The following is a 22,210-nucleotide window of genomic DNA, read 5'->3' on the forward strand; positions in this document are numbered from 1 at the left end:
CCAAAACATGGACAGACCAACGCACTGGCGGCTACTGCTGATCACAACCGCTGCGGTGTTAGTACTGCTCTGGCCCCTCCACCACTTCGCCGAGCGCTACTACAGCCAGCAGATCGCCCAGCAGAACCAGCAGACCCTCGACCTCTACGTCGCCAACCTGCTCGGTACGTTGCGCCGCTATGAGGACCTGCCGCCGATCCTCGGCGAACTTCCGACGCTACGGGCCGCGCTCCAGTCTCCCGGCAACCTGCCCCTGCAGAACGCCGCCAATCTCGAACTGGCGCGCATCCGGGGGCGCACCGGCGCCGACGTCATCTACCTGATGCAGCCGGACGGCCTCACCCGCGCCGCCTCCAACTGGGACCAACCCGACAGCTTCGTCGGCCGCAACTTCTCGTTCCGTCCTTACTATAAGGAAGCGATGCAGGGGCGCCCCGCGCGCTTCTTCGGCCTGGGCACCACCTCCAAGCGTCGCGGCTACTTCTTCGCCAGCGAGGTGCGCGACGGGGATACGCTGCTGGGTGTGCTGGTGGTGAAGGTCGACCTGGAACACATGGAACAGCTGTGGGGCAATACGCCCGACCAGTTACTGGTGATGGACAGCGACGGCGTGGTCATCCTGTCGTCCAACAAGGCCTGGCGCTTCCATACCAGCCGGGAACTGTCGCCGGCCAAGCAGCGCGAAATCGCCGAGAACATCCCCTACCCCGTCCTGCATCCCGCACCGCTGAAGATCGACCAGCGCCGCTGGATCAGCCAGAGCCGCCAATTGCCGGAAACCGGCTGGACCGTCAGCATCTATACCCCGCGCACCCAGGTCGACGGTCCGGTGCGCAGCGTCGTGCTGATCGGCGCGGCCACCCTCGTCGCGCTGCTCCTGCTGCTGTCGCTGCTGACCATCAGCCGCCGCCATTACCTGGAACGCATCGAGCTCGAAGCACAGGCCAAGCACGAACTGGAACTGCGCGTGCAGGAACGCACCCAGGAACTGGAAGACACCAACAGCCGCTTGCAGGAGGAAGTCAGCAACCGCGAGCAGGCACAACGCGAGCTGATGCATGCCCAGGACGAAGTCGTGCAAGCCGGCAAGCTCACCGCCCTAGGCACAATGTCCGCCAGCATCAGCCACGAACTCAACCAGCCGCTGGCGGCGATCCGCAGCTACGCCGACAACGCCCGCGTACTGCTCGACCACGAGCGCTACGATGACGCCCGCGGCAACCTGCAGCAGATCGGCGAGCTGACCGGACGCATGGCCTCGATCATCGGCCACCTCAAGGCCTACGCCCGTGGCGCCCGGCGCGCGCCGGAAAACGTCGCCCTGCAGCCGGCGATCAACGATGCCCTGGCGCTCGTCGCGCCGCGCCGGCAGGCGATGAACGTGGAACTGCTGCGCGACCTGCCGGATGCAGCGATCTGGGTGCAGGCCGGCGAAACCCGGCTGCGGCAGATTCTCTCCAACCTGCTGTCCAACGCCCTCGACGCCCTTACCGAGAAGGCGCCACCGCGACGCATCTGGCTGACCGCCGAGCAGACGCCCGAGCGCATCATCCTGTCCCTGCGCGACAACGGCCCCGGCTTCTCCGAACAGGCGCTGGCCCATGCCCGCGAACCCTTCTTCACCACCAAGACCAGCGCCAAGGGCCTTGGCCTGGGCCTCGCCATCTGCGACACCCTGTTACGAACGCTCGGCGGTCATCTGGAATTGGGGAATCACCCCGAGGGCGGCGCTCTCGTACAATTGCATCTGTTGCCGGGCATCCCCGGCGTGACTTCGACGCCGCAGGAGGAAACCCGCGCATGAGTTTGGCCGAGCCGTTCGACTCCACCACCCAGGTGTTGCTGATCGATGACGACCCGCACCTGCGCCAGGCACTGTGCCAGACCCTCGACCTGGCCGGCTTCAAGGTCGTCGCCCTGGCCGATGCGCGCCAGCTCGATACGCAGCAGGCGCGGGACTGGCCCGGCGTGATCGTCAGCGATATCCGCATGCCCGGTATCGACGGTCTGCAGCTGCTGGAACAGTTGCACGGGCAGGATGCCGAACTTCCGGTGATCCTGGTCACCGGTCACGGCGACGTCCCGCTGGCGGTCAAGGCCATGCGCTCGGGCGCCTATGACTTCCTGGAAAAACCCTTCCCCAGCGATGCATTGCTCGACAGCGTACGCCGCGCCCTCGATGTACGCCGCCTGGTGCTGGAGAACCGCAGCCTGCGCCTGGCGCTGTCCGAGCAGAAGGAACTGCGCGGCCGCCTGGTTGGCCAATCCGCCCCCATGCAACGCCTGCAGCAGCAGGTCGCCTCGTTGGCGGCGATCCAGGCGGACGTGCTGATCCTCGGCGAGACCGGCTCGGGCAAGGAGGTGGTCGCCCGCGCCCTGCATGACCTGTCCAGTCGCCGCAACGGTCCCTTTGTCGCCATCAATGCCGGCGCGCTCGCCGAGTCGGTGGTGGAGAGCGAGCTGTTCGGCCATGAGCAAGGCGCGTTCACCGGCGCGCAGAAGCGACGCATCGGCAAGTTCGAATATGCCAATGGCGGCACGCTGTTCCTCGACGAGATCGAGAGCATGAGCCTGGACGTGCAGGTCAAGCTGCTGCGCCTGCTGCAGGAACGCACGGTTGAGCGCCTGGGCTCCAACCAGCTCATCCCGCTGGATATCCGCATCATCGCGGCCACCAAGGAAGACCTGCGCCTGGCCTCCGATGAAGGCCGCTTCCGCGCTGACCTCTACTACCGCCTGAATGTGGCCAGTCTGCGCATTCCACCATTGCGCGAACGGGGCGACGACATCCTGCTGCTGTTCCAGCACTTTGCCGAGCGCGGTGCGCAGCGCCATGGCCTGAACGCCCGCCCGCTGGACTCGGCGCAACGTGCGCAACTGCTGGCACACGACTGGCCGGGCAATGTCCGCGAGCTACAGAACGCCGCGGAGCGCTACGCCCTCGGCCTGGACCTGGGGCTGGACGACAGCCACGGGCAGGCCACCGCCGCCACTCCCGGCGCCGGGCTGAACGAGCAGGTGGAATCCTTCGAGCGCTCGCTGATCGCCGCCGAGATGGGCCGCTCGCACAACTCCCTGCGCAGCCTTGCCGAAGCGCTAGGCGTACCGCGCAAGACCCTGCACGACAAACTGCGCAAGCACGGCCTGCTGTTCTCCGGCAGTGGCGGAAATTCCGCCGACGACAACGACCTCTGAGCAGAAATCCGCCGATGGCCTGGACTGCGACCAAGGGCGAACAGCGCCACAGAGCGCTCTGACGTAGTCTTCAGCCCTGGCACACACCTTGCTCTGCGACACAGGTGCGATTGCCTTGTGCATCACATCTCGCGACGTGCCTGCCACGTCGCGCCCGCCGGGCCACGAACCCGGCGGTGTCCTTCGGGCTTCTTGCCATCTCGTGCCTTCGATTCGACAGGCGCATCGCCGGGTGCAGTGATCCTGCCCCGGCCAATTTTCCCCTCTCGCATCTTCGTTCAGGACTTTCCTACACAGCGGTCCTGCGCCTCTCTGCATCTGCGAATCAAGCGCAACGGCGCGCCCTGCGTGGGCCTGCGAAATCGACTGCCATTCTGCGGTCATGAAACCGCGCTCAAATCTTCACGAAATCCCCTCTAAATCGGGCGCTAATGCAAAACCTCTCCTATGGTTTATGCGGGGTGGGCAGAGCAGGAAGTACTGCCCAATACATTGGATAGCAAGCTATTGACCTGAATCAGGAGTGCCCCGCCAAGACGGGCGCTAAATAGCCTCACTCTCCAACTTCCTATAGGGAGATTCTTAAATGTCGCAAGAAAGCAGCCAAAAACTAAAGCTAGGCGCTTTGACGGCTCTTGTTGTCGGCTCGATGATTGGCGGGGGCATCTTCTCTCTCCCGCAAAACATGGCCGCCAGCGCTGACGTCGGCGCGATCCTCATCGGTTGGGCCATCACCGCGGTCGGCATGCTGACCCTGGCATTCGTCTTCCAGACCCTGGCCAACCGCAARCCCCAACTCGACGGCGGKGTGTACGCYTACGCSAAGGCCGGTTTCGGYGACTACATGGGCTTCTCMTCGGCCTGGGGTTACTGGATCAGCGCCTGGCTCGGCAACGTCGGYTACTTCCTYCTGCTGTTCAGCACCCTGGGCTACTTCTTCCCGATCTTCGGCAAGGGCGACACCGTCGCGGCGATCGTCKGCGCGTCGRTCCTCTTGTGGGCCCTGCACTTCCTGGTRCTGCGCGGGATCAAGGAAGCGGCGTTCATCAACACCRTCACCACGGTGGCGAAGRTCGTCCCGCTGTTCCTGTTCATCCTGATCTGCCTGTTCGCCTTCAARCTGGACATCTTCACCGCRGACATCTGGGGCAAGAGCAAYCCKGACCTGGGCAGCGTGATGAACCAGGTGCGCAACATGATGCTGGTCACCGTGTGGGTGTTCATCGGCATCGAGGGCGCSAGCATCTTCTCCTCCCGTGCGGAAAAACGYTCGGACGTCGGCAAGGCCACCGTGATCGGCTTCATYACCGTCCTGCTGCTGCTGGTRCTGGTGAACGTSCTGTCCATGGGCGTGATGACCCAGCCGGAACTGGCCAAGCTGCAGAACCCGTCKATGGCRCTRGTGCTGGAGCATGTGGTCGGYCACTGGGGCGCGGTSCTGATCAGCGTCGGYCTGCTSATCTCCCTGCTSGGTGCCCTGCTCTCCTGGGTMCTGCTGTGCGCCGAGATCATGTTCGCYGCCGCCAAGGACCACACCATGCCGGAGTTCCTCCGCAAGGAGAACGCCAACCAGGTGCCGGCCAACGCCCTCTGGCTGACCAACATCTGCGTGCAGGTCTTCCTGGTCATCGTGTTCTTCACCTCCGGCAGCGCCGACGGTGGCATGGACCCGTACACCAAGATGCTGCTGCTGGCSACCTCGATGATCCTSATCCCGTACTTCTGGTCCGCRGCCTAYGGCCTGCTGCTGGCAGTCAAGGGCGAGACCTACGARAMCGACTCGGCCGAYCGCASCAAAGACCTGATCATCGCCGGTATCTCGGTTCTCTACGCGGTGTGGCTGATCTACGCAGGTGGCCTGAAGTACCTGCTGCTGTCGGCGCTGCTGTAYGCGCCCGGCGTMATCCTCTTCGCCAAAGCGAAACATGAAGTGGGYCAACCCATCTTCACCAATGTCGAGAAGCTCATYTTCGCGGYTGTCGTGATCGGTGCAYTGRTCGCGGCSTATGGCCTCTAYGACGGCTTCCTCACTCTGTAACTCYTGGAGACATCTCATGAGCACGGAAAAAACCAAACTWGGCGTCCATTCTGAAGCTGGCAAACTACGCAAAGTGATGGTCTGCTCGCCCGGACTCGCCCATCAACGCCTGACCCCGAGCAACTGCGACGAGTTGCTGTTCGACGACGTTATCTGGGTGAACCAGGCGAAGCGCGACCACTTCGACTTCGTCACCAAGATGCGYGAACGCGGCATCGATGTTCTGGAAATGCACAACCTGCTGACCGACATCGTGGCGAACCCCGAAGCCCTCAAGTGGATCCTCGACCGCAAGCTCACCGCCGACAGCGTGGGTGTGGGCCTGACCGAAGAACTGCGTGGCTGGCTGGAAAGCCTGGAACCGCGCAAGCTGGCCGAGTTCCTGATCGGTGGCGTGACCGCTGACGACATCCCGGAAAGCGAAGGCGCCAAGGCGCTGAAGATGTATCGCGACTACCTGGGCCACTCCAGCTTCCTGCTGCCGCCGCTRCCCAAYACCCAGTTCACCCGTGACACCACCTGCTGGATCTACGGYGGYGTGACCCTGAACCCGATGTACTGGCCGGCGCGACGTCAGGAAACCCTGCTGACCACCGCCATCTACAAGTTCCACCCGGAATTCACCAACGCCGAATTCGAAATCTGGTACGGCGATCCGGACAAGGACCATGGTTCCTCCACCCTCGAAGGTGGCGACGTAATGCCCATAGGCAACGGTGTCGTACTGATCGGCATGGGTGAGCGCACTTCCCGCCAGGCCATCGGCCAAGTCGCTCAGAATCTGTTCGCCAAGGGCGCCTGCGAAAAAGTCATCGTCGCCGGCCTGCCGAAGTCCCGCGCCGCAATGCACCTGGACACTGTGTTCAGCTTCTGCGACCGCGACCTGGTGACTGTCTTCCCGGAAGTGGTGAAAGAGATCGTCGCCTTCACCCTGCGCCCGGACGAGAWGAGCCCCTACGGCATCAACGTCCARTGYGAAGACAAGGACTTCATGACCGTCGTCGCCGAGTCCCTGGGCCTGAAGAAACTGCGCGTYGTCGAAACCGGCGGCAACAGCTTCGCCGCCGAACGCGAGCAGTGGGACGAYGGCAACAACGTGGTCTGCCTGGAACCGGGCGTGGTGGTSGGYTATGACCGCAACACYTACACCAACACCCTGCTGCGCAAGGCTGGCGTGGAAGTCATCACCATCAGCGCCGGCGAACTGGGCCGGGGCCGTGGCGGCGGTCACTGCATGACCTGCCCGATCATCCGCGACCCGATCGACTATTGATCGATCGGCACCCGATAAACGCGACTACCTCAACCAGAGCGCATTGACCTCACGAGGCGGCCCTTGCCAGGGCCGCCCGCCCCGCCAGCCACGAGCTGTACTGACGAGGGCCGAGATTGGATCCCACAAGGAGAAACACCATGGCTTTCAACATGCACAACCGCAACCTGCTCAGCCTGATGCACCACAGCACCCGCGAGTTGCGCTATCTGCTCGACCTGTCCCGCGACCTGAAGCGCGCCAAGTACACCGGTACCGAGCAGCAACACCTGAAAGGCAACAACATTGCGCTGATCTTCGAAAAGACCTCGACCCGCACCCGCTGCGCCTTCGAAGTCGCCGCCTATGACCAGGGCGCCAACGTCACCTACATCGACCCGAACTCCTCGCAGATCGGCCACAAGGAATCGATGAAGGACACCGCCCGCGTACTGGGCCGCATGTACGACGCCATCGAATACCGTGGCTTCAAGCAGGAAATCGTCGAAGAACTGGCCAAGTTCGCTGGCGTACCGGTGTTCAACGGCCTGACCGACGAGTACCACCCGACCCAGATGCTGGCCGACGTGCTGACCATGCGCGAGCACAGCGACAAGCCGCTGCACGACATCAGCTACGCCTACCTGGGCGACGCCCGCAACAACATGGGTAACTCCCTGCTGCTGATCGGCGCCAAGCTCGGCATGGACGTACGGATCGCAGCTCCCAAGGAGCTCTGGCCGACCGACGAACACGTCGCCGCCTGCAAGAAGTTCGCTGAAGAAAGCGGTGCCCGCATCACCATCACCGAAGACCCGAAAGAAGCCGTCAAGGGCGTGGACTTCATCCACACCGACGTCTGGGTATCCATGGGTGAGCCGGTCGAAGCCTGGGGCGAACGCATCAACGAGCTGCTGCCCTACCAGGTCAACATGGACATGATGAAGGCCGCCGGCAACCCGCGCGTGAAGTTCATGCACTGCCTGCCCGCCTTCCACAACAGCGAGACCAAGGTCGGCAAGGAAATCGCCGCCAAGTACCCGAACCTGAAGAACGGCATCGAAGTGACCGAAGACGTCTTCGAATCCCCGTACAACATTGCCTTCGAGCAGGCGGAAAACCGCATGCACACCATCAAGGCAATCCTCGTTTCGACCCTCGCCGACATGTAATGCCGGACAGCCCCGGACCGCGACAAGGTCGCCGGTCCGGGCGCTCCCACTCTTTCGGAGGAAATGAATATGCGTATCGTCGTCGCATTGGGCGGCAATGCCCTGCTGCGTCGTGGCGAGCCCATGACTGCCGACAACCAGCGCACCAACGTACGGATCGCTGCCGAACAGATCGCCAAGGTTGCCCCCGGCAACGAGCTGGTGATCGCCCACGGCAACGGCCCGCAGGTCGGCCTGCTGGCCCTGCAGGGCGCGGCCTACGAGAAGGTCAGCCCGTACCCGCTGGACGTTCTCGGCGCCGAGACCGAAGGCATGATCGGCTACATGATCGAACAGGAAATGGGCAACCTTCTGCCGTTCGAAGTACCGTTCGCCACCCTGCTCACCCAGGTCGAGGTCGACTCCAAGGACCCGGCCTTCAAGAACCCGACCAAGCCCATCGGCCCGGTCTACTCCAAGGAAGAGGCCGAAGCCCTCGCCAAGGAGAAAGGCTGGAGCATCGCCCCGGACGGTGACAAGTTCCGCCGCGTCGTGGCCAGCCCGCGTCCGAAGCGCATCTTCGAGATCCGCCCGGTCAAGTGGCTGCTGGAGAAAGGCACCATCGTCATCTGCGCTGGCGGCGGCGGCATCCCGACCATGTACGACGAATCCGGCAAGAAACTCTCCGGCGTCGAGGCGGTGATCGACAAGGACCTCTGCTCCTCGCTGCTGGCCCAGGAGCTGTCGGCTGACATCCTGATCATCGCCACCGACGTGGACGCGGCCTACATCGACTGGGGCAAACCGACCCAGAAAGGCATCGCCCAGGCCCACCCGGACGAACTGGAACGCTTAGGCTTCGCCGCCGGCTCCATGGGTCCGAAGGTCATGGCCGCCATCGAGTTCGCCCGCGCGACCGGCAAGGACGCAGTGATCGGCTCGCTGGAAAACATCGTCGCCATCACCGAAGGCAAGTCCGGTACTCGCGTCAGCACCAAGAAAGCTGGCATCGAATACCGCTGAGTTCTGCCGCGGTAAAAAACGGGAGCCCTTCGCGGCTCCCGTTTTCATTCATGAGCCCTGCAGGATTCGCTCGGGAACTCGTCGCCTTCTTCCGACAAATCCTGGCGCGAGCGTGACTCGGCGGTCATCATCCTCGTCAGCTAAAGCATTCCGAATCACTAGAAGCCACGCCTGGCTTTGTGCCACCGGGCCGCCCCGCCATGGGCCACCGTCGTCCGGCGCGCAAGATGCACTTGCTGAAGGAGTTTCCGAGAGATGTCTCGACTACCGGTCATCGTTGGTTTTGGTGGATATAACGCGGCTGGCCGCAGTTCCTTCCACCATGGGTTCCGCCGCACCGTCCTCGAATCCATGGAGTCCGCCGCCCGCCAGGAAACCCTCGCCGGTCTCGCGGTCATGATGAAACTGGTCAAGGCCGTCGACGGCCAGTACCAGGACGCCGACGGCAACAGCCTCGACCTGGCCGCCATCGAGCAGCGCTTCGAGCAGCAGATTCGCCAGTCCACCCTGATCCGCCGCATCGAGCTGCAATACCTCGACGTCGACGCCGCGCACTGCCACAAGAGCCTGACCGTCAGCGCCGCCGGCAGCCCGGTGACCTTTACCACCCTGCGCAAGCAACTGCCCGAGCCGCTGCCGGCCAACTGGTCGGTGGAAGAACTCGAAGGCGGCGAAGTCCGCGTCACCCTGCACGACAGCTGCGAATTCAAGGTCGACAGTTACCGCGCGCTGCCGGTGAAATCCGCCGGCCAGCTGCCCACCGGCTTCGAGCCGAGTGAGCTGTACAACTCGCGCTTCCACCCGCGCGGCCTGCAGATGTCCGTGGTCGCCGCCACCGACGCGGTGCGCTCCACCGGCCTCGACTGGCAGACCATCTGCAACGCCGTCCAGCCTGACGAAATCGCCGTGTTCTCCAGCAGCATCATGAGCCAGCTGGACGAGAACGGCTTCGGCGGCCTGCTGCAGTCGCGCCTGCGCGGCCACCGCGTGTCGGCCAAGCAGCTGCCGCTGGGCTTCAACAGCATGCCCACCGACTTCATCAACGCCTACGTGCTGGGCAGCGTCGGCATGACCGGTAGCGTCACCGGCGCCTGCGCCACCTTCCTGTACAACCTGCAGAAAGGCATCGACGTCATCACCACCGGCCAGGCCCGCGTGGCCATCGTCGGCAACGCCGAAGCGCCGATCACCTCCGAGATCATCGAGGGCTACGCCGCCATGGGCGCGCTGGCCACAGAGGAAGGCCTGCGCCACATCGAAGGCCGCGACGACGTCGACTTCCGCCGCGCCAGCCGCCCGTTCGGCGACAACTGCGGCTTCTCCCTGGCCGAGTCCGCGCAGTACGTGGTGCTGATGGACGACGCCCTGGCCCTGGAGCTGGGTGCCGACATCCACGGTTCGGTGTCGGACGTGTTCATCAACGCCGACGGCTTCAAGAAGTCCATCTCCGCTCCCGGTCCGGGCAACTACCTGACCATGGCCAAGGCCGTGGCCGCCGCCGCGCAGATCGTCGGCGAGAAGAGCGTGCGCCAGCACAGCTTCGTCCACGCCCACGGTTCCAGCACCCCGGCCAACCGCGTGACCGAATCGGAAATCCTCGACCGCGTCGCCACCGCCTTCGGCATCGAGGGCTGGCCGGTCACCGCGGTGAAAGCCTTCGTCGGCCACTCCCTGGCCACCGCCAGCGCCGACCAGATGATCTCCGCCCTGGGCACCTTCCGCTACGGCGTCATCCCCGGCATCAAGACCGTCGACAAGTTCGCCGACGACGTCTTCAAGGACCACATCGCCCTGTCCAGCAGCGACGTGCGCCGCGACGACCTGGAAGTCTGCTTCATCAATTCCAAGGGCTTCGGCGGCAACAACGCCACCGGCGTGCTGCTGTCCCCGGCCATCACCGAGAAGATGCTGCGCAAGCGCCACGGCGACGCCGCCTTCGCCGACTACCAGGGCCGCCGCGAAGCCACTCGCGCTGCCGCCCGGCAGTACGACGAAGCCGCGACCCAGGGCCGTTTCGACATCATTTACAACTTCGGCAACGACATGATCGACGAGCAGGCCATCGAGATCAGCGACCGTGGCATCCAGGTCCCCGGCTTCAGCCAGACCATTGCCTACAAGAAGGATGCACGTTTCAGCGACATGCTCGACTGATCGCCGACGTTGAACGAAAAAGCCGGGCAGATGCCCGGCTTTTTCATATCCAGCTCCAGTGCAGGAACCTGAGGTCAGTACGTCCCCTGCCCCACGCCCAACTCGAGAATGCTCGCCTTGAGGTTCTCGAAGTCGTACTCGCTGAGCCCGACGTAATCCAGCACCAGCGCGCGCACGCTCTCCCACTCGTGGTCCTCGTCCTGGTTGCCCAGCACGCGGTAGGAACCGCAGATGTGCTCGGCCATCTTGAGGATCGCCAGCAGGTTCTTCAGCTGGGTATCGCGGCAGTTGTCCTCGCTGAAGATAGACAGCGCATTGTGGTGGTTGGCGATGGCCTCGCAGACGTGCTCCGGCAGGCGCCAGGAGCGCGCGGTGAAGTAGCCGACCACCGCATGATTGGTGTTCAACACGCGGTTCTCGGTGTCCACCACGCGGCGCTCGTCGCTCGCGCTGGCATAGGCCTCCTCCAGCACCGCCATGTAGTGCGGGAAGCGCTTGAGCATCAGCGGAATGCCGCAGTTGTGGAACAGCCCCAGCGCGTAAGCCTCGTCCACCGACTCATAGCCGATGCGCTTGGCCAGCGTCAGGCAGCTCATGGCCACGTCCTGGGCGGTGTCCCAGAAGCGATTGAGGGTGACGATGGTCGCGTCGCTCATCTCGCCCTTGATCGACTGGGCGTTGATCAGGTTGATCACCGAGCGGCTGCCCAGCAGGTTCACCGCGCGCTGGATCGAGGTGATGCGATTGGCCAGGCCGAAGAACGGCGAGTTCACCAGCTTCAGCAGCGCGCCGGACAGCCCCGGGTCCTGGCTGATCAGCTTGGCGATCGCCTTCAGGTCCGGGTTGGGCATGAACTGCTCCATCTGCAGGTCAACCATGATCTGCGGCTGCGGCGGCACGCTGATACCCTGCAGGGCCTGACGGATCTGTTCGGCGGAGAGTTCTTGAGACATGGGCGCGCTGGGAAAAGTTGACGGGGCGCACAGTTTACCCAGAGCCGGGGCTTCTGGAAGTGCTGCTTTTGATTGAACTTTCATCGGCGGCTGTGTCGGAACCTTTACACCCAAGCGGACGAAATGGGAGACAAGCCACATGAGCCAGACACTCAAAGGCAAGACCATCGCCATCCTGGTCACCGACGGTTTCGAGCAGGTGGAGCTGACTGGCCCCCGCGACGCCCTGAAGGAAGCCGGTGCCAAGGTGAAGATCCTCTCCGACAGCAAGGACAAGGTACGCGGCTGGAACCACGACCAGCCGGCGGACAGTTTCAAGGTCGACGGCACCTTCGAGACCGCCCGCATCGACGAGTACGACGCCGTGCTGCTGCCAGGCGGGGTGATCAACGCCGACCAGATCCGCAGCCTGCCCAAGGCCCAGGAAATCGTGCAGAAGGCCGCCGAGGCCGACAAACCCATCGCGGTGATCTGCCATGGCGCCTGGTTGCTGGTCTCAGCCGGCCTGGTGAAGGGCAAGACCCTGACCAGCTGGAACTCGCTCAAGGACGACATCAACAACGCTGGCGGCCACTGGGTCGACCGACAGGTGGTCAACGATGGCGGGCTGATCAGCAGTCGCAAGCCCGACGACATCCCCGCCTTCAGCAAGCAACTGATCGAAACCCTCGCCGCCTGAGAGCCGCCGATCAAAAGCCCGTGCGCCGCGCTCCGGCGGCGCACGCTGCTGCGCTATAATCCCGCTCTTTTTGCCGGAGCCCTCCCCCATGACCCTGCCCAGCCTGCGTCTGAAAGCCAACGCCGAGCGCCGCCTGCGCGCCGGCCACCTGTGGGTCTACAGCAACGAGGTGGACGTCGCCGCCACCCCGCTGAACGGATTCGGCGCCGGCGAACAGGCCATCCTGGAAATGGCCAACGGCAAGCCGCTGGGCATCGTCGCGATGAGCCCGAACAACCTCATCTGCGCCCGCCTGATTTCTCGCGATACCAAGCACGTTCTCGACAAATCCCTGCTGGTTCACCGCCTGAACGTCGCCCTGAGCCTGCGCGACCGCCTGTTCGACAAGCCTTTCTACCGCCTGGTCTACGGCGACTCGGACCTGCTGCCGGGCCTGGTGGTGGACCGCTTCGGCGATGTACTGGTGGTCCAGCTCGCCTCGGCGACCATGGAAAAACACCGCGACGACGTGCTTGCCGCCCTGCTGCAGGTGCTCAAGCCCAGCGCCGTGCTGTGGAAGAACGATTCCAGCGCCCGTGACGCCGAAGGCCTGGAGCGCTATGTCGCCAACGCCTACGGCGAAGTCCCGGAATGGGTCGCCCTGGAAGAGAACGGCGTGAAGTTCGAAGCCCCAGTGCTGGCCGGCCAGAAGACCGGCTGGTTCTACGACCACCGCATGAACCGCGCCCGCCTGCAGCCCTATGTGCAGGGCAAGCGCGTGCTCGACCTGTTCAGCTACATCGGCGGCTGGGGCATCCAGGCCGCGGCCTTCGGCGCCAGCGAAGTGATGTGCGTCGATGCCTCCGGCTTCGCCCTCGACGGCGTCGAGCGCAACGCCACGCTGAACGGCCTCGCCGAGAAAGTCGCCTGCGTGGAAGGCGACGTATTCGACGCCCTGCGCGAGCTGAAGGCCGCTGACGAGCGCTTCGACGTGATCGTTGCCGACCCGCCCGCCTTCATCAAGCGCAAGAAGGACCTGAAGAACGGCGAGGCCGCCTACCGCCGCCTCAACGAACAGGCCATGCGCCTGCTGTCCAAGGACGGCGTGCTGGTCAGTGCCTCCTGCTCCATGCACCTGCCCGAGGACGACCTGCAGAACTTCCTGCTGGGCAGCGCCCGCCACCTGGACCGCAACATCCAGTTGCTCGAGCGCGGCGGTCAGGGTCCGGACCACCCGGTGCACCTGGCGATCCCGGAAACCCGCTACATCAAGAGCCTGACCGTGCGCCTGCTGCCCAACGGCTAAGGCTTCACGTCACTCCAGAAAACGGGGCGTTTCCGCAGGGGAACGCCCCGTTTTTCATGCAGCAATGGATGGCGGATAACGCCGGGGGCGTTATGCGCCCTACGGTGTGCAGCCGCGTAGGGCGCATAAAGCGGGACGCTTTATCCGCCATCCCCTCCTGCGATTACTTCATCGGCATCAACGAATCCGCCTCGCTGATCACTGCGTTGCCGGTCTTGCGCTCGAACAGGCACAGCTCGAGGCCCGGTTTGCCCTTCATGTGCTTCTGAGCATTCTTTTTCTGAGGGTATTGCCCGCCGATCATCAGCGCCGTGTAGCCCACGCTGTCATCGAACAGCACCGGCGAGCCCAGCACCTTCTTGTTCTGCAGATGACTCAGCGCCAGGCAGGCTTCGCGCTGCTGCTTGTCCTGCGCCTGCCAGGCTTCGTCGGACGAGGCCTGCACACTGCCGGCAAACAGCGCGGCGAGCAGGGCGATGCGGGTGACTTTCATGGGGTTGCTCCTTCAACGAACGGGACGGGAAAAGCGCCAGTGGCCATTCAGACCACGCCGGGGCGGCGAAAGTCTATGCCTTGTGCCGACCGCCAGCCTTTCCCTGGCGGCAAGGGCCGGCGTAGAATCCGGGGCATTCCTGCCATTTATCCCCCGGCGGGCCTGTGAGCCCCGGCCGAGCAGGCGGTGACCCCGCCAAGCCCCGCGCCGACCTCGCCCATGCAAGGCCATCTGCTGTTTGCATCCGGTGCGTACCGCGCTCACGATACGACTTAGAGTTTGCTCAAGGTCTCGCCGGCCAGCCCTACCCGCTGTACGCCGCCGCACAGAAGACCCGGATCGACTCCCACCGTGACCTGATGCGCAGGAACCTGTCATGCCCGATTACCGCTCGAAAACCTCCACCCACGGCCGCAACATGGCCGGCGCCCGTGCCCTCTGGCGCGCCACCGGGATGAAGGACGAAGACTTCAAGAAGCCGATCATCGCCATCGCCAACTCCTTCACCCAGTTCGTGCCCGGCCACGTGCACCTGAAGGACCTGGGCCAGCTGGTCGCCCGCGAGATCGAAAAACACGGCGGCGTGGCCAAGGAATTCAACACCATCGCCGTGGACGACGGCATCGCCATGGGCCATGACGGCATGCTCTATTCCCTGCCGTCGCGCGAGATCATCGCCGACTCCGTGGAATACATGGTCAACGCCCACTGCGCCGACGCCATCGTCTGCATCTCCAACTGCGACAAGATCACCCCCGGCATGCTGATGGCCGCCCTGCGCCTGAACATCCCGGTGGTGTTCGTCTCCGGCGGCCCGATGGAAGCTGGCAAGACCAAGCTGGCCAGCCACGGCCTGGACCTGGTCGACGCCATGGTCGTTGCCGCAGACGACTCCTGCTCCGACGAAAAGGTCGCCGAGTACGAGCGCAGCGCCTGCCCGACCTGCGGCTCCTGCTCCGGCATGTTCACCGCCAACTCGATGAACTGCCTGACCGAAGCCTTAGGGCTTTCCCTGCCGGGCAACGGTTCCACCCTGGCCACCCACTCCGACCGCGAGCAGCTGTTCCTGCGCGCTGGCCGCCTGGCCGTCGAACTGTGCCAGCGCTACTACGGCGAAGGCGACGAGTCCGTACTGCCGCGCAATGTCGCCAGCTTCAAGGCGTTCGAGAACGCCATGACCCTGGACATCGCCATGGGCGGTTCGACCAACACCATCCTGCACCTGCTGGCCGCCGCCCAGGAGGCGGAGATCGCCTTCGACCTGCGCGACATCGATCGCCTGTCGCGCAAGGTGCCGCAGCTGTGCAAGGTCGCGCCGAACATCCAGAAGTACCACATGGAAGACGTGCACCGCGCCGGTGGCATCTTCTCCATCCTCGGCGAGCTGGCCCGTGGCGGCCTGCTGCACACCGACGTACCGACCGTGCACAGCCCGAGCATGGCCGACGCCATCGCCGAGTGGGACATCACCCAGACCCAGGACGAGAAGGTCCACACCTTCTTCAAGGCCGGCCCCGCCGGCATCCCGACCCAGGTCGCCTTCAGCCAGAGCACCCGCTGGGACACCCTCGACGCCGACCGCGCCGAAGGCTGCATCCGCAGTGTCGAGCACGCCTACTCCCAGGAAGGCGGTCTGGCCGTTCTTTACGGCAACATCGCCCTCGATGGTTGCGTGGTGAAGACCGCTGGCGTGGACGAATCCATCCATGTGTTCGAAGGCCGCGCGAAGATCTTCGAAAGCCAGGACGGCGCCGTGAAGGGCATCCTCGCCGACGAAGTGAAGCCGGGCGACATCGTGATCATCCGCTACGAAGGCCCGAAAGGCGGCCCGGGCATGCAGGAAATGCTGTACCCGACCAGCTACCTGAAGTCCAAGGGCCTGGGCAAGGACTGCGCCCTGCTCACCGACGGCCGCTTCTCCGGCGGCACCTCGGGCCTATCCATCGGCCACGCCTCGCCGGAAGCCGCCGCAGGTGGCGCCATCGGTCTGGTACAGGACGGCGACAAGGTGCTGATCGACATCCCCAACCGCAGTATCAACCTGCTGGTCAGCGATGAAGAACTGGCCGCCCGCCGCGCCGAGCAGGACAAGAAGGGCTGGAAGCCAGCTCAGCCCCGCGCGCGCAAGGTGAGCACCGCACTGAAAGCCTACGCCCTGCTGGCCACCAGCGCCGACAAGGGCGCGGTGCGCGACAAGGCGCTGCTGGACGGTTGAGTCTGGCGGTGACATGAAAAAGCCCGGCGAATGCCGGGCTTTTTTATTGATGTGGCCTGAAGGCTTATGACTTGGTTGCAGGCACCTTCGGGCAATCACCCGAACCCGGCTTGAGCCCACGATCCGCATTGCAGATGGATCCCTTCTCTTCCCAAGCGACCGAGCTCTCTCCCGTTGCCTTGGTAGGAGTCAGCTCAATCTTGAGCGCATTCCCATCCGCATCAGTGGCCGCAGTCGTAGCCTTAATCACGCCCTTCTCGACGGCATAGTCGCCAGTGATGTTGGACGTCGCAGCAAAGTTTTCCGGTATCCCGTAATCACCCGCCTTGCAATCATCTGCCTTGCCCGTTTCAGAGATACAAAGGCTCACAGCGGTTTTGACGGCGGACAGCTCTGCCTTGGCTGCCGCAGCTCTTGAGCGCGACGAATAGTCCGAATACATGGGAATGGAGACCGAAGCCAGAATCCCGATGATCGCCACCACGATCATCAGCTCGATCAGGGTGAAGCCTTGTTGTTTACCCATCGTCGTATCCCTCTGGATAGAGCCGGACGCCCGAATGGCTCCGGATGCATTCCAGTGAAGCCACGCCAGCGGGCCGACACACTCAGACGCTTCCGCGCACCCTGTTGAAATTTCGGCAGTTTTTTCCACGCCGAAAGCCTTCGGAGTGCCACCGCACTATGACGCCGTAGGAACCCAGGCTTCCCCATTCATCCCAACTTGCCTCATGGCACTGTGCGATCCCGCCGTGGGCCAGTAAAATCGCGCTCTTTTTTTCCCGGACCGCCGCCCATGAGCTCCCTCGAGAATCCGTCCGCCGCCAAGGACCAGCCCGATCTGGTCTACGGCCTGGAAGACCGCCCCGCCCTGCCCATCGCATGGCTTGCGGCACTGCAGCACCTGCTGGCGATCATCGTGCCCATCGTCACCCCCGGCCTGCTGATCTGCCAGGCGCTGGGCGTGTCGCCGCGCGACACCAACCTGATCGTGTCGATGTCGCTGGTGATCTCCGGCATCGCCACCTTCGTCCAGTGCAAGCGCTTCGGGCCATTCGGCGCGGGCCTGCTGATCGTCCAGGGCACCAGCTTCAACTTCGTCGGCCCGCTGATCGCCGGCGGCGCGCTGATGGTGAAGAACGGCACCCCGGTGGAAGCGGTGATGGCGGCGATCTTCGGCGTGGTCATGGCCGGCTCCTTCGTGGAGATGGGCGTGTCGCGCATCCTGCCCTTCGTGAAGCGCCTGATCACTCCGCTGGTCACCGGCATCGTGGTGCTGATGATCGGCCTGACCCTGATCAAGGTCGGACTGATCAGCATGGGCGGCGGCTTCTCCGCCATGTCCAACGGCACCTTCGCCAACGGCGAGAACCTGATGCTGTCGGGCCTGGTGCTGGCGATCATCGTCATCCTCAACCGCATCCCGGTGGTGTGGATGCGCAGCGGCGCCATCGTCATCGCCCTGGCCGTGGGCTACGCGCTGGCCGGCTACCTGGGCCGCCTGGACTTCACCGGCATGCACGAGGCGCCGGCCTTCCAGGTCCCGGTGCCGCTGCACTTCGGCCTGGGCTTCTCCTGGAGCCTGTTCATCCCGATGCTGGTGATCTACCTGGTGACCTCGCTGGAAGCCATCGGTGACGTCACCGCCACCAGCAAGATTTCCAAGCAGCCGGTCGAAGGCCCGCTGTGGATGCAGCGCATCAAGGGCGGCGTACTGGTGAACGGCGCCAACTCGCTGCTGGCCGGCCTGTTCAACACCTTCCCAAGCTCCGTGTTCGCGCAGAACAACGGTGTGATCCAGCTGACCGGCGTCGCCAGCCGCCACGTCGGCCTGTGGATTGCCGCGATGCTCATCGTGCTGGGCCTGTTCCCCAGCGTCGCCGGGGTGATCCAGGCCGTGCCCGAGCCGGTGCTCGGCGGCGCGGTGATGGTGATGTTCGGCGCGGTCGCCGCTTCCGGCATCAACATCCTCGCCGGCACCCACCTGGACCGCCGCGCGCTGCTGATCATCGCCGTCAGCCTGGCGCTGGGCCTGGGCATCTCCCAGGTGCCGGAGTTCCTCGCGCACATGCCCCACGCGATCCGCAACGTGCTGGAATCCGGCGTAGCCACCGGCGGCATCTGCGCCCTGCTGCTCAACTGGTTCCTGCCCGAGTCCGACGCCGCCAAGGCCTCGCACAACGGCTGAACCGCCACGACGCCACCTTCGGGTGGCGTCGTCGTTTATGCTTCCCGGATGACCACTTCCCTGCGCATCGGCGTCATCGCCGACACCCACGGTCTGCTGCGCCCCGAAGCGCTGGCGGCGCTGCAAGGCTGCGGGCGTATCCTGCACCTGGGCGACATCGGCCCCGCCTCATTGCTCGACCAGCTGCGCGCCCTGGCGCCGCTGGACGTGGTGCGCGGCAACAACGACACCGACGACTGGGCCGCCGCGCTGCCGGAAACGCTGCTGCTGGAACTGGGCGGACGGCGGCTCTACCTGATCCACGACCTCAAGCAGTTGGCCATCGATCCGTCGGCCGAAGGCATCGATGTCGTGCTGGCGGGCCATTCGCACAAACCGCTGAACGAGGCGCGCGATGGGGTGCTGTACCTGAATCCGGGCAGCGCTGGACCGCGGAGGTTCAAGTTGCCGATTGCCTTGGCGATTCTGGAGATCGCCGAAGGGCAGCCAAGGGTGGAGATGGTCACGCTCGTCTAAGAGCATTCGCGAGGCCGAAAACGGCATTCCCCACATCCAAGTGAGTCACAAGCTCGCTCCCACAGGTAAATTCAGCGCTCATGCTTGCCCTCACCCCAGCCCTCTCCCGGAGGGAAAGGGCTGGGGTGAGGGGGCGTCAGCCATGCCGATTTCGCAAATGGACGATGGGCTTATGGTTCGAGCAACTGCGAAGCCAACTGCGCCACCGCCTCCTGCCGCTCGGTCTTCTCGCTGCGCAAGCGACCGTTGAGGCCGGACCACTCCGGATGCGCACGCGCCTTGCGCAACGCCTCGGGCAGCTTGCCCTCGCGCCACTGCCTGTCTTCGGGCGACTGCACCTGGATCGCCTCCACCGCCGCATGCCCGCGCGTCTGCAGGGCCGCCAGCAGTTGCCGCTGCCGCAGCGCCAGCAGACGCAGCACGCTGTCGTCCACCGACAGTTCGCGGCTGCCCTTGAGCTTGCCCAGCAGGCGCTGGCCGTAATGGCCGACGGTCTGCCAGGCGCCGCCGGCGATGGCGCCCAGCGCGGTGGCCGCGCCGAGGGTCAGGCCGCCCACCAGCAGGTCGATCCCCGCCCCTGCCGCCGCACCGGCCGCAACGCCACCACCGAGGCGAATGCCCAGTTGGCGGAGGGTTTCCGGGTTGAACAGGTCATCGCCCCAGCGTCCGTCCAGCAACGGCAGGTCGGCGGCGCGGGCGTCGTCCTTGCGGAAGGCGTAGAGGCTGAGCAGCGCCTTCACGCAGATATCTTCGCGCTTGCGCACCTGATTGCGCAGCGTCTCGGTGGCTGCTCGAACAGCACTGTCGCCAGCGGGCACCAGTTGGCGGCAAGCGGCGACATCCACCAGCAGCTCGGCGATCAGCCGCGCCCCGGCCTCGCGGCGGGCGACGGCCTGGGCCTCGTGATCTGCGACCAGTCGATCCAGCTGCGGGCGCGCACGCTCCAGCAGCAGCGCCAGGCTTTCGTACAGGCGGCGCTCACCATCCAGCGGCGGCGCCACACTATCGAAACGCACCAGCGCATGCAGGCCGAGACGGGAAAGCGCCTCGCGCCACTGCTCCTCGCGGTGCTGTGGGCTGGCGACGAAGTTGAGTACCGGCAGCAACGGCCGCGCGCAGGCGGCGAGCACTGCCAGTTCGTCGCGGTACTTGGCCAGCACCGGTTCGCGGGCGTCGATCACGTAGAGGCCGGCGTCGGAGGCGAGCAATTGGCGCAGCACCTTGGCTTCCTGCTCGAAACGCCCGCGGGCTTCGCTGCCGTCGAGGAAGCGCCGTAGCTTCTCCGGGCCGTCCAGGCGCTCGCCGGGGCGCTCCAGCCCATCGAGGAAGTCGCGCAGGGCGATGGCATCTTCCAGGCCCGGCGTGTCGTACAGCTCCAGCAGCGGCTCGCCGTCCACCGACAGCCGCGCGCCTTCCACATGCCGCGTGGTGCTGGGGCGATGGGATACCTCGCCGAAGCCCACGTCACGGGTCAGGGTACGCAGCAGGGAGGTCTTGCCGACGTTGGTGTGGCCGACCACGGCCAGTTTCAGCGCATCAGTCATGCCCGGTCTCCAGCCAGCCCAGCGGCGATGCCGAGGTGTGCGGCAGTTGCAGGCGCTCGACGCCGGCGTGCCAGTCGCCCAGGCGCTCGGCGTCCAGCGCTTCGCCCGTCGGTGCCTGCAACAGCCAGACGCGGGTGGCGGCGGCGCAGCGCGAGAGTTCGGCGATCAGCGCCAGGGTGCCGCGATCCGGCGAGCGACGCGGGTCGCAGGCGATCACCAGGCGCGCCGGCGGGTAGCGGGTGAGTTGTTCCAGCAGTCGGCGACGCTGGGCACCGTCGTCGAGGTCGCCGGCATTGGCGATGCCTTCGGCCAGCTTCGGCGGCCAGTTGGGCCGGTCGAGCAGTTCGATGGACACCAGCACGGCGCCGTCGGCGGTGGTCGCCGGGGCCTGCGCCTGCGGCTCAATCAGTTCGTCCGGCGCGGCATCGCTGACGCCCAGCCGCTCGCTGGCCGGCATCAAACGCTCGCGCAGCAGGGCGTAGCCGGGCAGCGAGACATCCAGCGCCAGCTGCGCACGCCCGCGCTTCCAGCGCCACAGGCAGAGCAGCCACAACGCACCGCGCAGCAGCACGCCGTACACCAGCAGGATGCCCACCAGCCAGCCGGCCCAGGCGTGGCGCGCGTTTTCGCTGGCCACCAGGGCATCGCCGCTGGCGCGCACCAGCTCCGAGTCCGGCTGCGGGAAGCCGAGCAGCGACGGCAGCGCGCCGAGGCCGTGGGTGAGGGCGATGAAGGTATCGCCGGCGAGGATGGTGGTCTCCCAGACGAAGCCGTAGCGCCGCGTCGCCAGCAACGCCAGCATCACGCCCAGCGCGCTGCCCAGCGCCACCAGCCAGAGGCCATGAACCAGCAGGCCGAGCGCCCAGCGCGTGAGCTTCTGCCGGTCCAGCAGCACCAGCAGCGCGGGCGCCAATTGCGCAGCATGGGCGTCGCGGGCGAACTTGCCACTCAACCACAACCACAGGCGGCCGAGCGCACCGGCGGCCTCACCGCCAGCGAAGAAGGCCAGGGTCCAGCCGATCAGGGTAATCAGGTGCAGGCCGAGCAGGCTGGCCAGGGCCCAGAACACGTTGACCGGGCGCAGGCCGTCGCCGAGGGCGGCGAAGGCCAGCCCGCCGCCGGTGAACAGCGCCAGCGCCAGCAGCAGGTACAGCGCCAGGCGCGAGCCTTGCACCCAGGTGCGCAGGGCGGCGCGCTGACCATCGCGTTCGGCGAGCAGCAGCGCGCGGTGTTGCAGGCGGCGGACGAGGTCGCCGCCGCTGACGATGGCGCGGCGGTTGGCTTCGCTGTCTTCCAGCGGGCCGACCTGCTCCTCGCGCAGACGCACGGCCTCGCACAGCCACAGGGATTCGAGGGCGGAAGCGGGGGTTTCGCTCACGGGGTCTCCGACAATCGGTACTCGGCACCAAGGATAACCGCTGCTCGCCGCCGCGTCCCGGCACCGCCGGTAACACCCGGTGGCGTCAACCAAACCAAGGGGGGGCTCTCGCCGTGCCCGGCCAGCCTCACACTCGGAAAAAACAA

Annotated in this window: 17 protein-coding genes; 12 read left to right on the forward strand and 5 right to left on the reverse strand. The window is 65.3% G+C overall.

The features are described from left to right. The first annotated feature begins 7 nt into the window (after positions 1-7). The 7 genes from A9513_RS32770 to A9513_RS32800 all read left to right on the forward strand — a co-directional run bounded on the left by A9513_RS32770 (position 8) and on the right by A9513_RS32800 (position 10,813). The gene (locus A9513_RS32770) at positions 8-1,804 is read left to right on the forward strand and encodes a sensor histidine kinase (protein ID WP_065086514.1); all 1,797 of its coding nucleotides are present in this window, start codon (positions 8-10) and stop codon (positions 1,802-1,804) included. Beyond that, positions 1,801-3,195 carry a two-component system response regulator DctD gene (gene dctD, locus A9513_RS32775; RefSeq protein ID WP_065086515.1) on the forward strand — a complete coding sequence of 465 codons (1,395 nt, stop codon included), beginning with the start codon at positions 1,801-1,803 and terminating at the stop codon, positions 3,193-3,195. The genes A9513_RS32770 and dctD overlap by 4 nt, the downstream gene beginning before the upstream one ends. Before the next feature lie 586 nt (positions 3,196-3,781). Then, positions 3,782-5,233: an arginine-ornithine antiporter gene (gene arcD / locus A9513_RS32780; protein WP_083196263.1), complete on the forward strand. Its 1,452-nt coding sequence runs from the start codon at positions 3,782-3,784 to the stop codon at positions 5,231-5,233. A 16-nt stretch (positions 5,234-5,249) separates the two neighbouring features. Continuing rightward, entirely contained in the window at positions 5,250-6,506 is a 1,257-nt protein-coding gene (gene arcA / locus A9513_RS32785) for an arginine deiminase (protein ID WP_065086517.1), read from the forward strand. A 140-nt stretch (positions 6,507-6,646) separates the two neighbouring features. After that, positions 6,647-7,657, forward strand: a complete 1,011-nt coding sequence (locus tag A9513_RS32790; protein ID WP_065086518.1) for an ornithine carbamoyltransferase — start codon at positions 6,647-6,649, stop codon at positions 7,655-7,657. A 69-nt stretch (positions 7,658-7,726) separates the two neighbouring features. Then, on the forward strand, positions 7,727-8,659 hold the full coding sequence (gene arcC, locus A9513_RS32795; protein WP_065086519.1) for a carbamate kinase: 933 nt from the start codon (positions 7,727-7,729) through the stop codon (positions 8,657-8,659). Positions 8,660-8,914: 255 nt separating this feature from the next. Beyond that, positions 8,915-10,813, forward strand: coding sequence for a beta-ketoacyl synthase (locus A9513_RS32800; protein ID WP_065086520.1), 1,899 nt, complete (start codon positions 8,915-8,917; stop codon positions 10,811-10,813). 74 nt (positions 10,814-10,887) lie between these two features. On the opposite strand, the gene A9513_RS32805 is transcribed toward A9513_RS32800, so the two are convergent. Next, on the reverse strand, positions 10,888-11,712 hold the full coding sequence (locus A9513_RS32805) for an HDOD domain-containing protein (RefSeq protein WP_139791463.1): 825 nt from the start codon (positions 11,710-11,712) through the stop codon (positions 10,888-10,890). Positions 11,713-11,905: 193 nt separating this feature from the next. Here A9513_RS32805 and A9513_RS32810 point away from each other — a divergent pair, with 193 nt between their 5' ends. Both A9513_RS32810 and A9513_RS32815 read left to right on the forward strand, forming a co-directional pair. Beyond that, on the forward strand, positions 11,906-12,445 hold the full coding sequence (locus tag A9513_RS32810; protein WP_065086522.1) for a type 1 glutamine amidotransferase domain-containing protein: 540 nt from the start codon (positions 11,906-11,908) through the stop codon (positions 12,443-12,445). An 88-nt stretch (positions 12,446-12,533) separates the two neighbouring features. Further along, on the forward strand, positions 12,534-13,730 hold the full coding sequence (locus A9513_RS32815) for a class I SAM-dependent rRNA methyltransferase (protein WP_065086523.1): 1,197 nt from the start codon (positions 12,534-12,536) through the stop codon (positions 13,728-13,730). Positions 13,731-13,893: 163 nt separating this feature from the next. Here the strand turns inward: A9513_RS32815 and A9513_RS32820 are convergent, their stop codons facing one another. Then, positions 13,894-14,223 (reverse strand): hypothetical protein, encoded by a 330-nt coding sequence (locus A9513_RS32820; protein ID WP_065086524.1) that lies wholly within the window; start codon positions 14,221-14,223, stop codon positions 13,894-13,896. A 376-nt stretch (positions 14,224-14,599) separates the two neighbouring features. On the opposite strand from A9513_RS32820, the gene ilvD reads away from it, so the two are divergent. Beyond that, positions 14,600-16,438 carry a dihydroxy-acid dehydratase gene (gene ilvD, locus A9513_RS32825; RefSeq protein WP_065086525.1) on the forward strand — a complete coding sequence of 613 codons (1,839 nt, stop codon included), beginning with the start codon at positions 14,600-14,602 and terminating at the stop codon, positions 16,436-16,438. A gap of 64 nt (positions 16,439-16,502) precedes the next feature. Here ilvD and A9513_RS32830 read toward each other — a convergent pair whose 3' ends face one another. Further along, positions 16,503-16,964, reverse strand: a complete 462-nt coding sequence (locus tag A9513_RS32830) for a prepilin-type N-terminal cleavage/methylation domain-containing protein (RefSeq protein WP_065086526.1) — start codon at positions 16,962-16,964, stop codon at positions 16,503-16,505. 270 nt (positions 16,965-17,234) lie between these two features. On the opposite strand from A9513_RS32830, the gene A9513_RS32835 reads away from it, so the two are divergent. Both A9513_RS32835 and A9513_RS32840 read left to right on the forward strand, forming a co-directional pair. Continuing rightward, complete coding sequence (locus tag A9513_RS32835; protein WP_065086527.1) at positions 17,235-18,626, forward strand: uracil-xanthine permease family protein; 1,392 nt, start codon at positions 17,235-17,237, stop codon at positions 18,624-18,626. A gap of 48 nt (positions 18,627-18,674) precedes the next feature. After that, positions 18,675-19,142 carry a metallophosphoesterase family protein gene (locus A9513_RS32840; RefSeq protein WP_141678567.1) on the forward strand — a complete coding sequence of 156 codons (468 nt, stop codon included), beginning with the start codon at positions 18,675-18,677 and terminating at the stop codon, positions 19,140-19,142. A 170-nt stretch (positions 19,143-19,312) separates the two neighbouring features. Here the strand turns inward: A9513_RS32840 and A9513_RS32845 are convergent, their stop codons facing one another. After that, positions 19,313-20,686, reverse strand: coding sequence for a GTPase/DUF3482 domain-containing protein (locus tag A9513_RS32845; protein ID WP_065086528.1), 1,374 nt, complete (start codon positions 20,684-20,686; stop codon positions 19,313-19,315). After that, on the reverse strand, positions 20,679-22,064 hold the full coding sequence (locus A9513_RS32850; protein WP_065086529.1) for a DUF2868 domain-containing protein: 1,386 nt from the start codon (positions 22,062-22,064) through the stop codon (positions 20,679-20,681). Before A9513_RS32850 ends, A9513_RS32845 begins: the two co-directional genes overlap by 8 nt. Between the last annotated feature and the right edge of the window lie 146 nt (positions 22,065-22,210).

Origin of the sequence: Pseudomonas sp. AU12215, assembly GCF_001675465.2 — a bacterium.
In the GTDB taxonomy this organism is placed as follows: domain Bacteria; phylum Pseudomonadota; class Gammaproteobacteria; order Pseudomonadales; family Pseudomonadaceae; genus Pseudomonas; species Pseudomonas nitroreducens.

Coding starts and splice junctions, on each gene's coding strand:
- A9513_RS32770 (WP_065086514.1), top strand. CDS start 8: ATGGACAGACCAACGCACTGGCGGCTACTGCTGATCACAACCGCTGCG.
- dctD (WP_065086515.1), top strand. CDS start 1,801: ATGAGTTTGGCCGAGCCGTTCGACTCCACCACCCAGGTGTTGCTGATC.
- A9513_RS32790 (WP_065086518.1), top strand. CDS start 6,647: ATGGCTTTCAACATGCACAACCGCAACCTGCTCAGCCTGATGCACCAC.
- arcC (WP_065086519.1), top strand. CDS start 7,727: ATGCGTATCGTCGTCGCATTGGGCGGCAATGCCCTGCTGCGTCGTGGC.
- A9513_RS32800 (WP_065086520.1), top strand. CDS start 8,915: ATGTCTCGACTACCGGTCATCGTTGGTTTTGGTGGATATAACGCGGCT.
- A9513_RS32810 (WP_065086522.1), top strand. CDS start 11,906: ATGAGCCAGACACTCAAAGGCAAGACCATCGCCATCCTGGTCACCGAC.
- A9513_RS32815 (WP_065086523.1), top strand. CDS start 12,534: ATGACCCTGCCCAGCCTGCGTCTGAAAGCCAACGCCGAGCGCCGCCTG.
- A9513_RS32820 (WP_065086524.1), bottom strand. CDS start 14,223: ATGAAAGTCACCCGCATCGCCCTGCTCGCCGCGCTGTTTGCCGGCAGT.
- ilvD (WP_065086525.1), top strand. CDS start 14,600: ATGCCCGATTACCGCTCGAAAACCTCCACCCACGGCCGCAACATGGCC.
- A9513_RS32830 (WP_065086526.1), bottom strand. CDS start 16,964: ATGGGTAAACAACAAGGCTTCACCCTGATCGAGCTGATGATCGTGGTG.
- A9513_RS32835 (WP_065086527.1), top strand. CDS start 17,235: ATGAGCTCCCTCGAGAATCCGTCCGCCGCCAAGGACCAGCCCGATCTG.
- A9513_RS32840 (WP_141678567.1), top strand. CDS start 18,675: ATGACCACTTCCCTGCGCATCGGCGTCATCGCCGACACCCACGGTCTG.
- A9513_RS32845 (WP_065086528.1), bottom strand. CDS start 20,686: ATGACTGATGCGCTGAAACTGGCCGTGGTCGGCCACACCAACGTCGGC.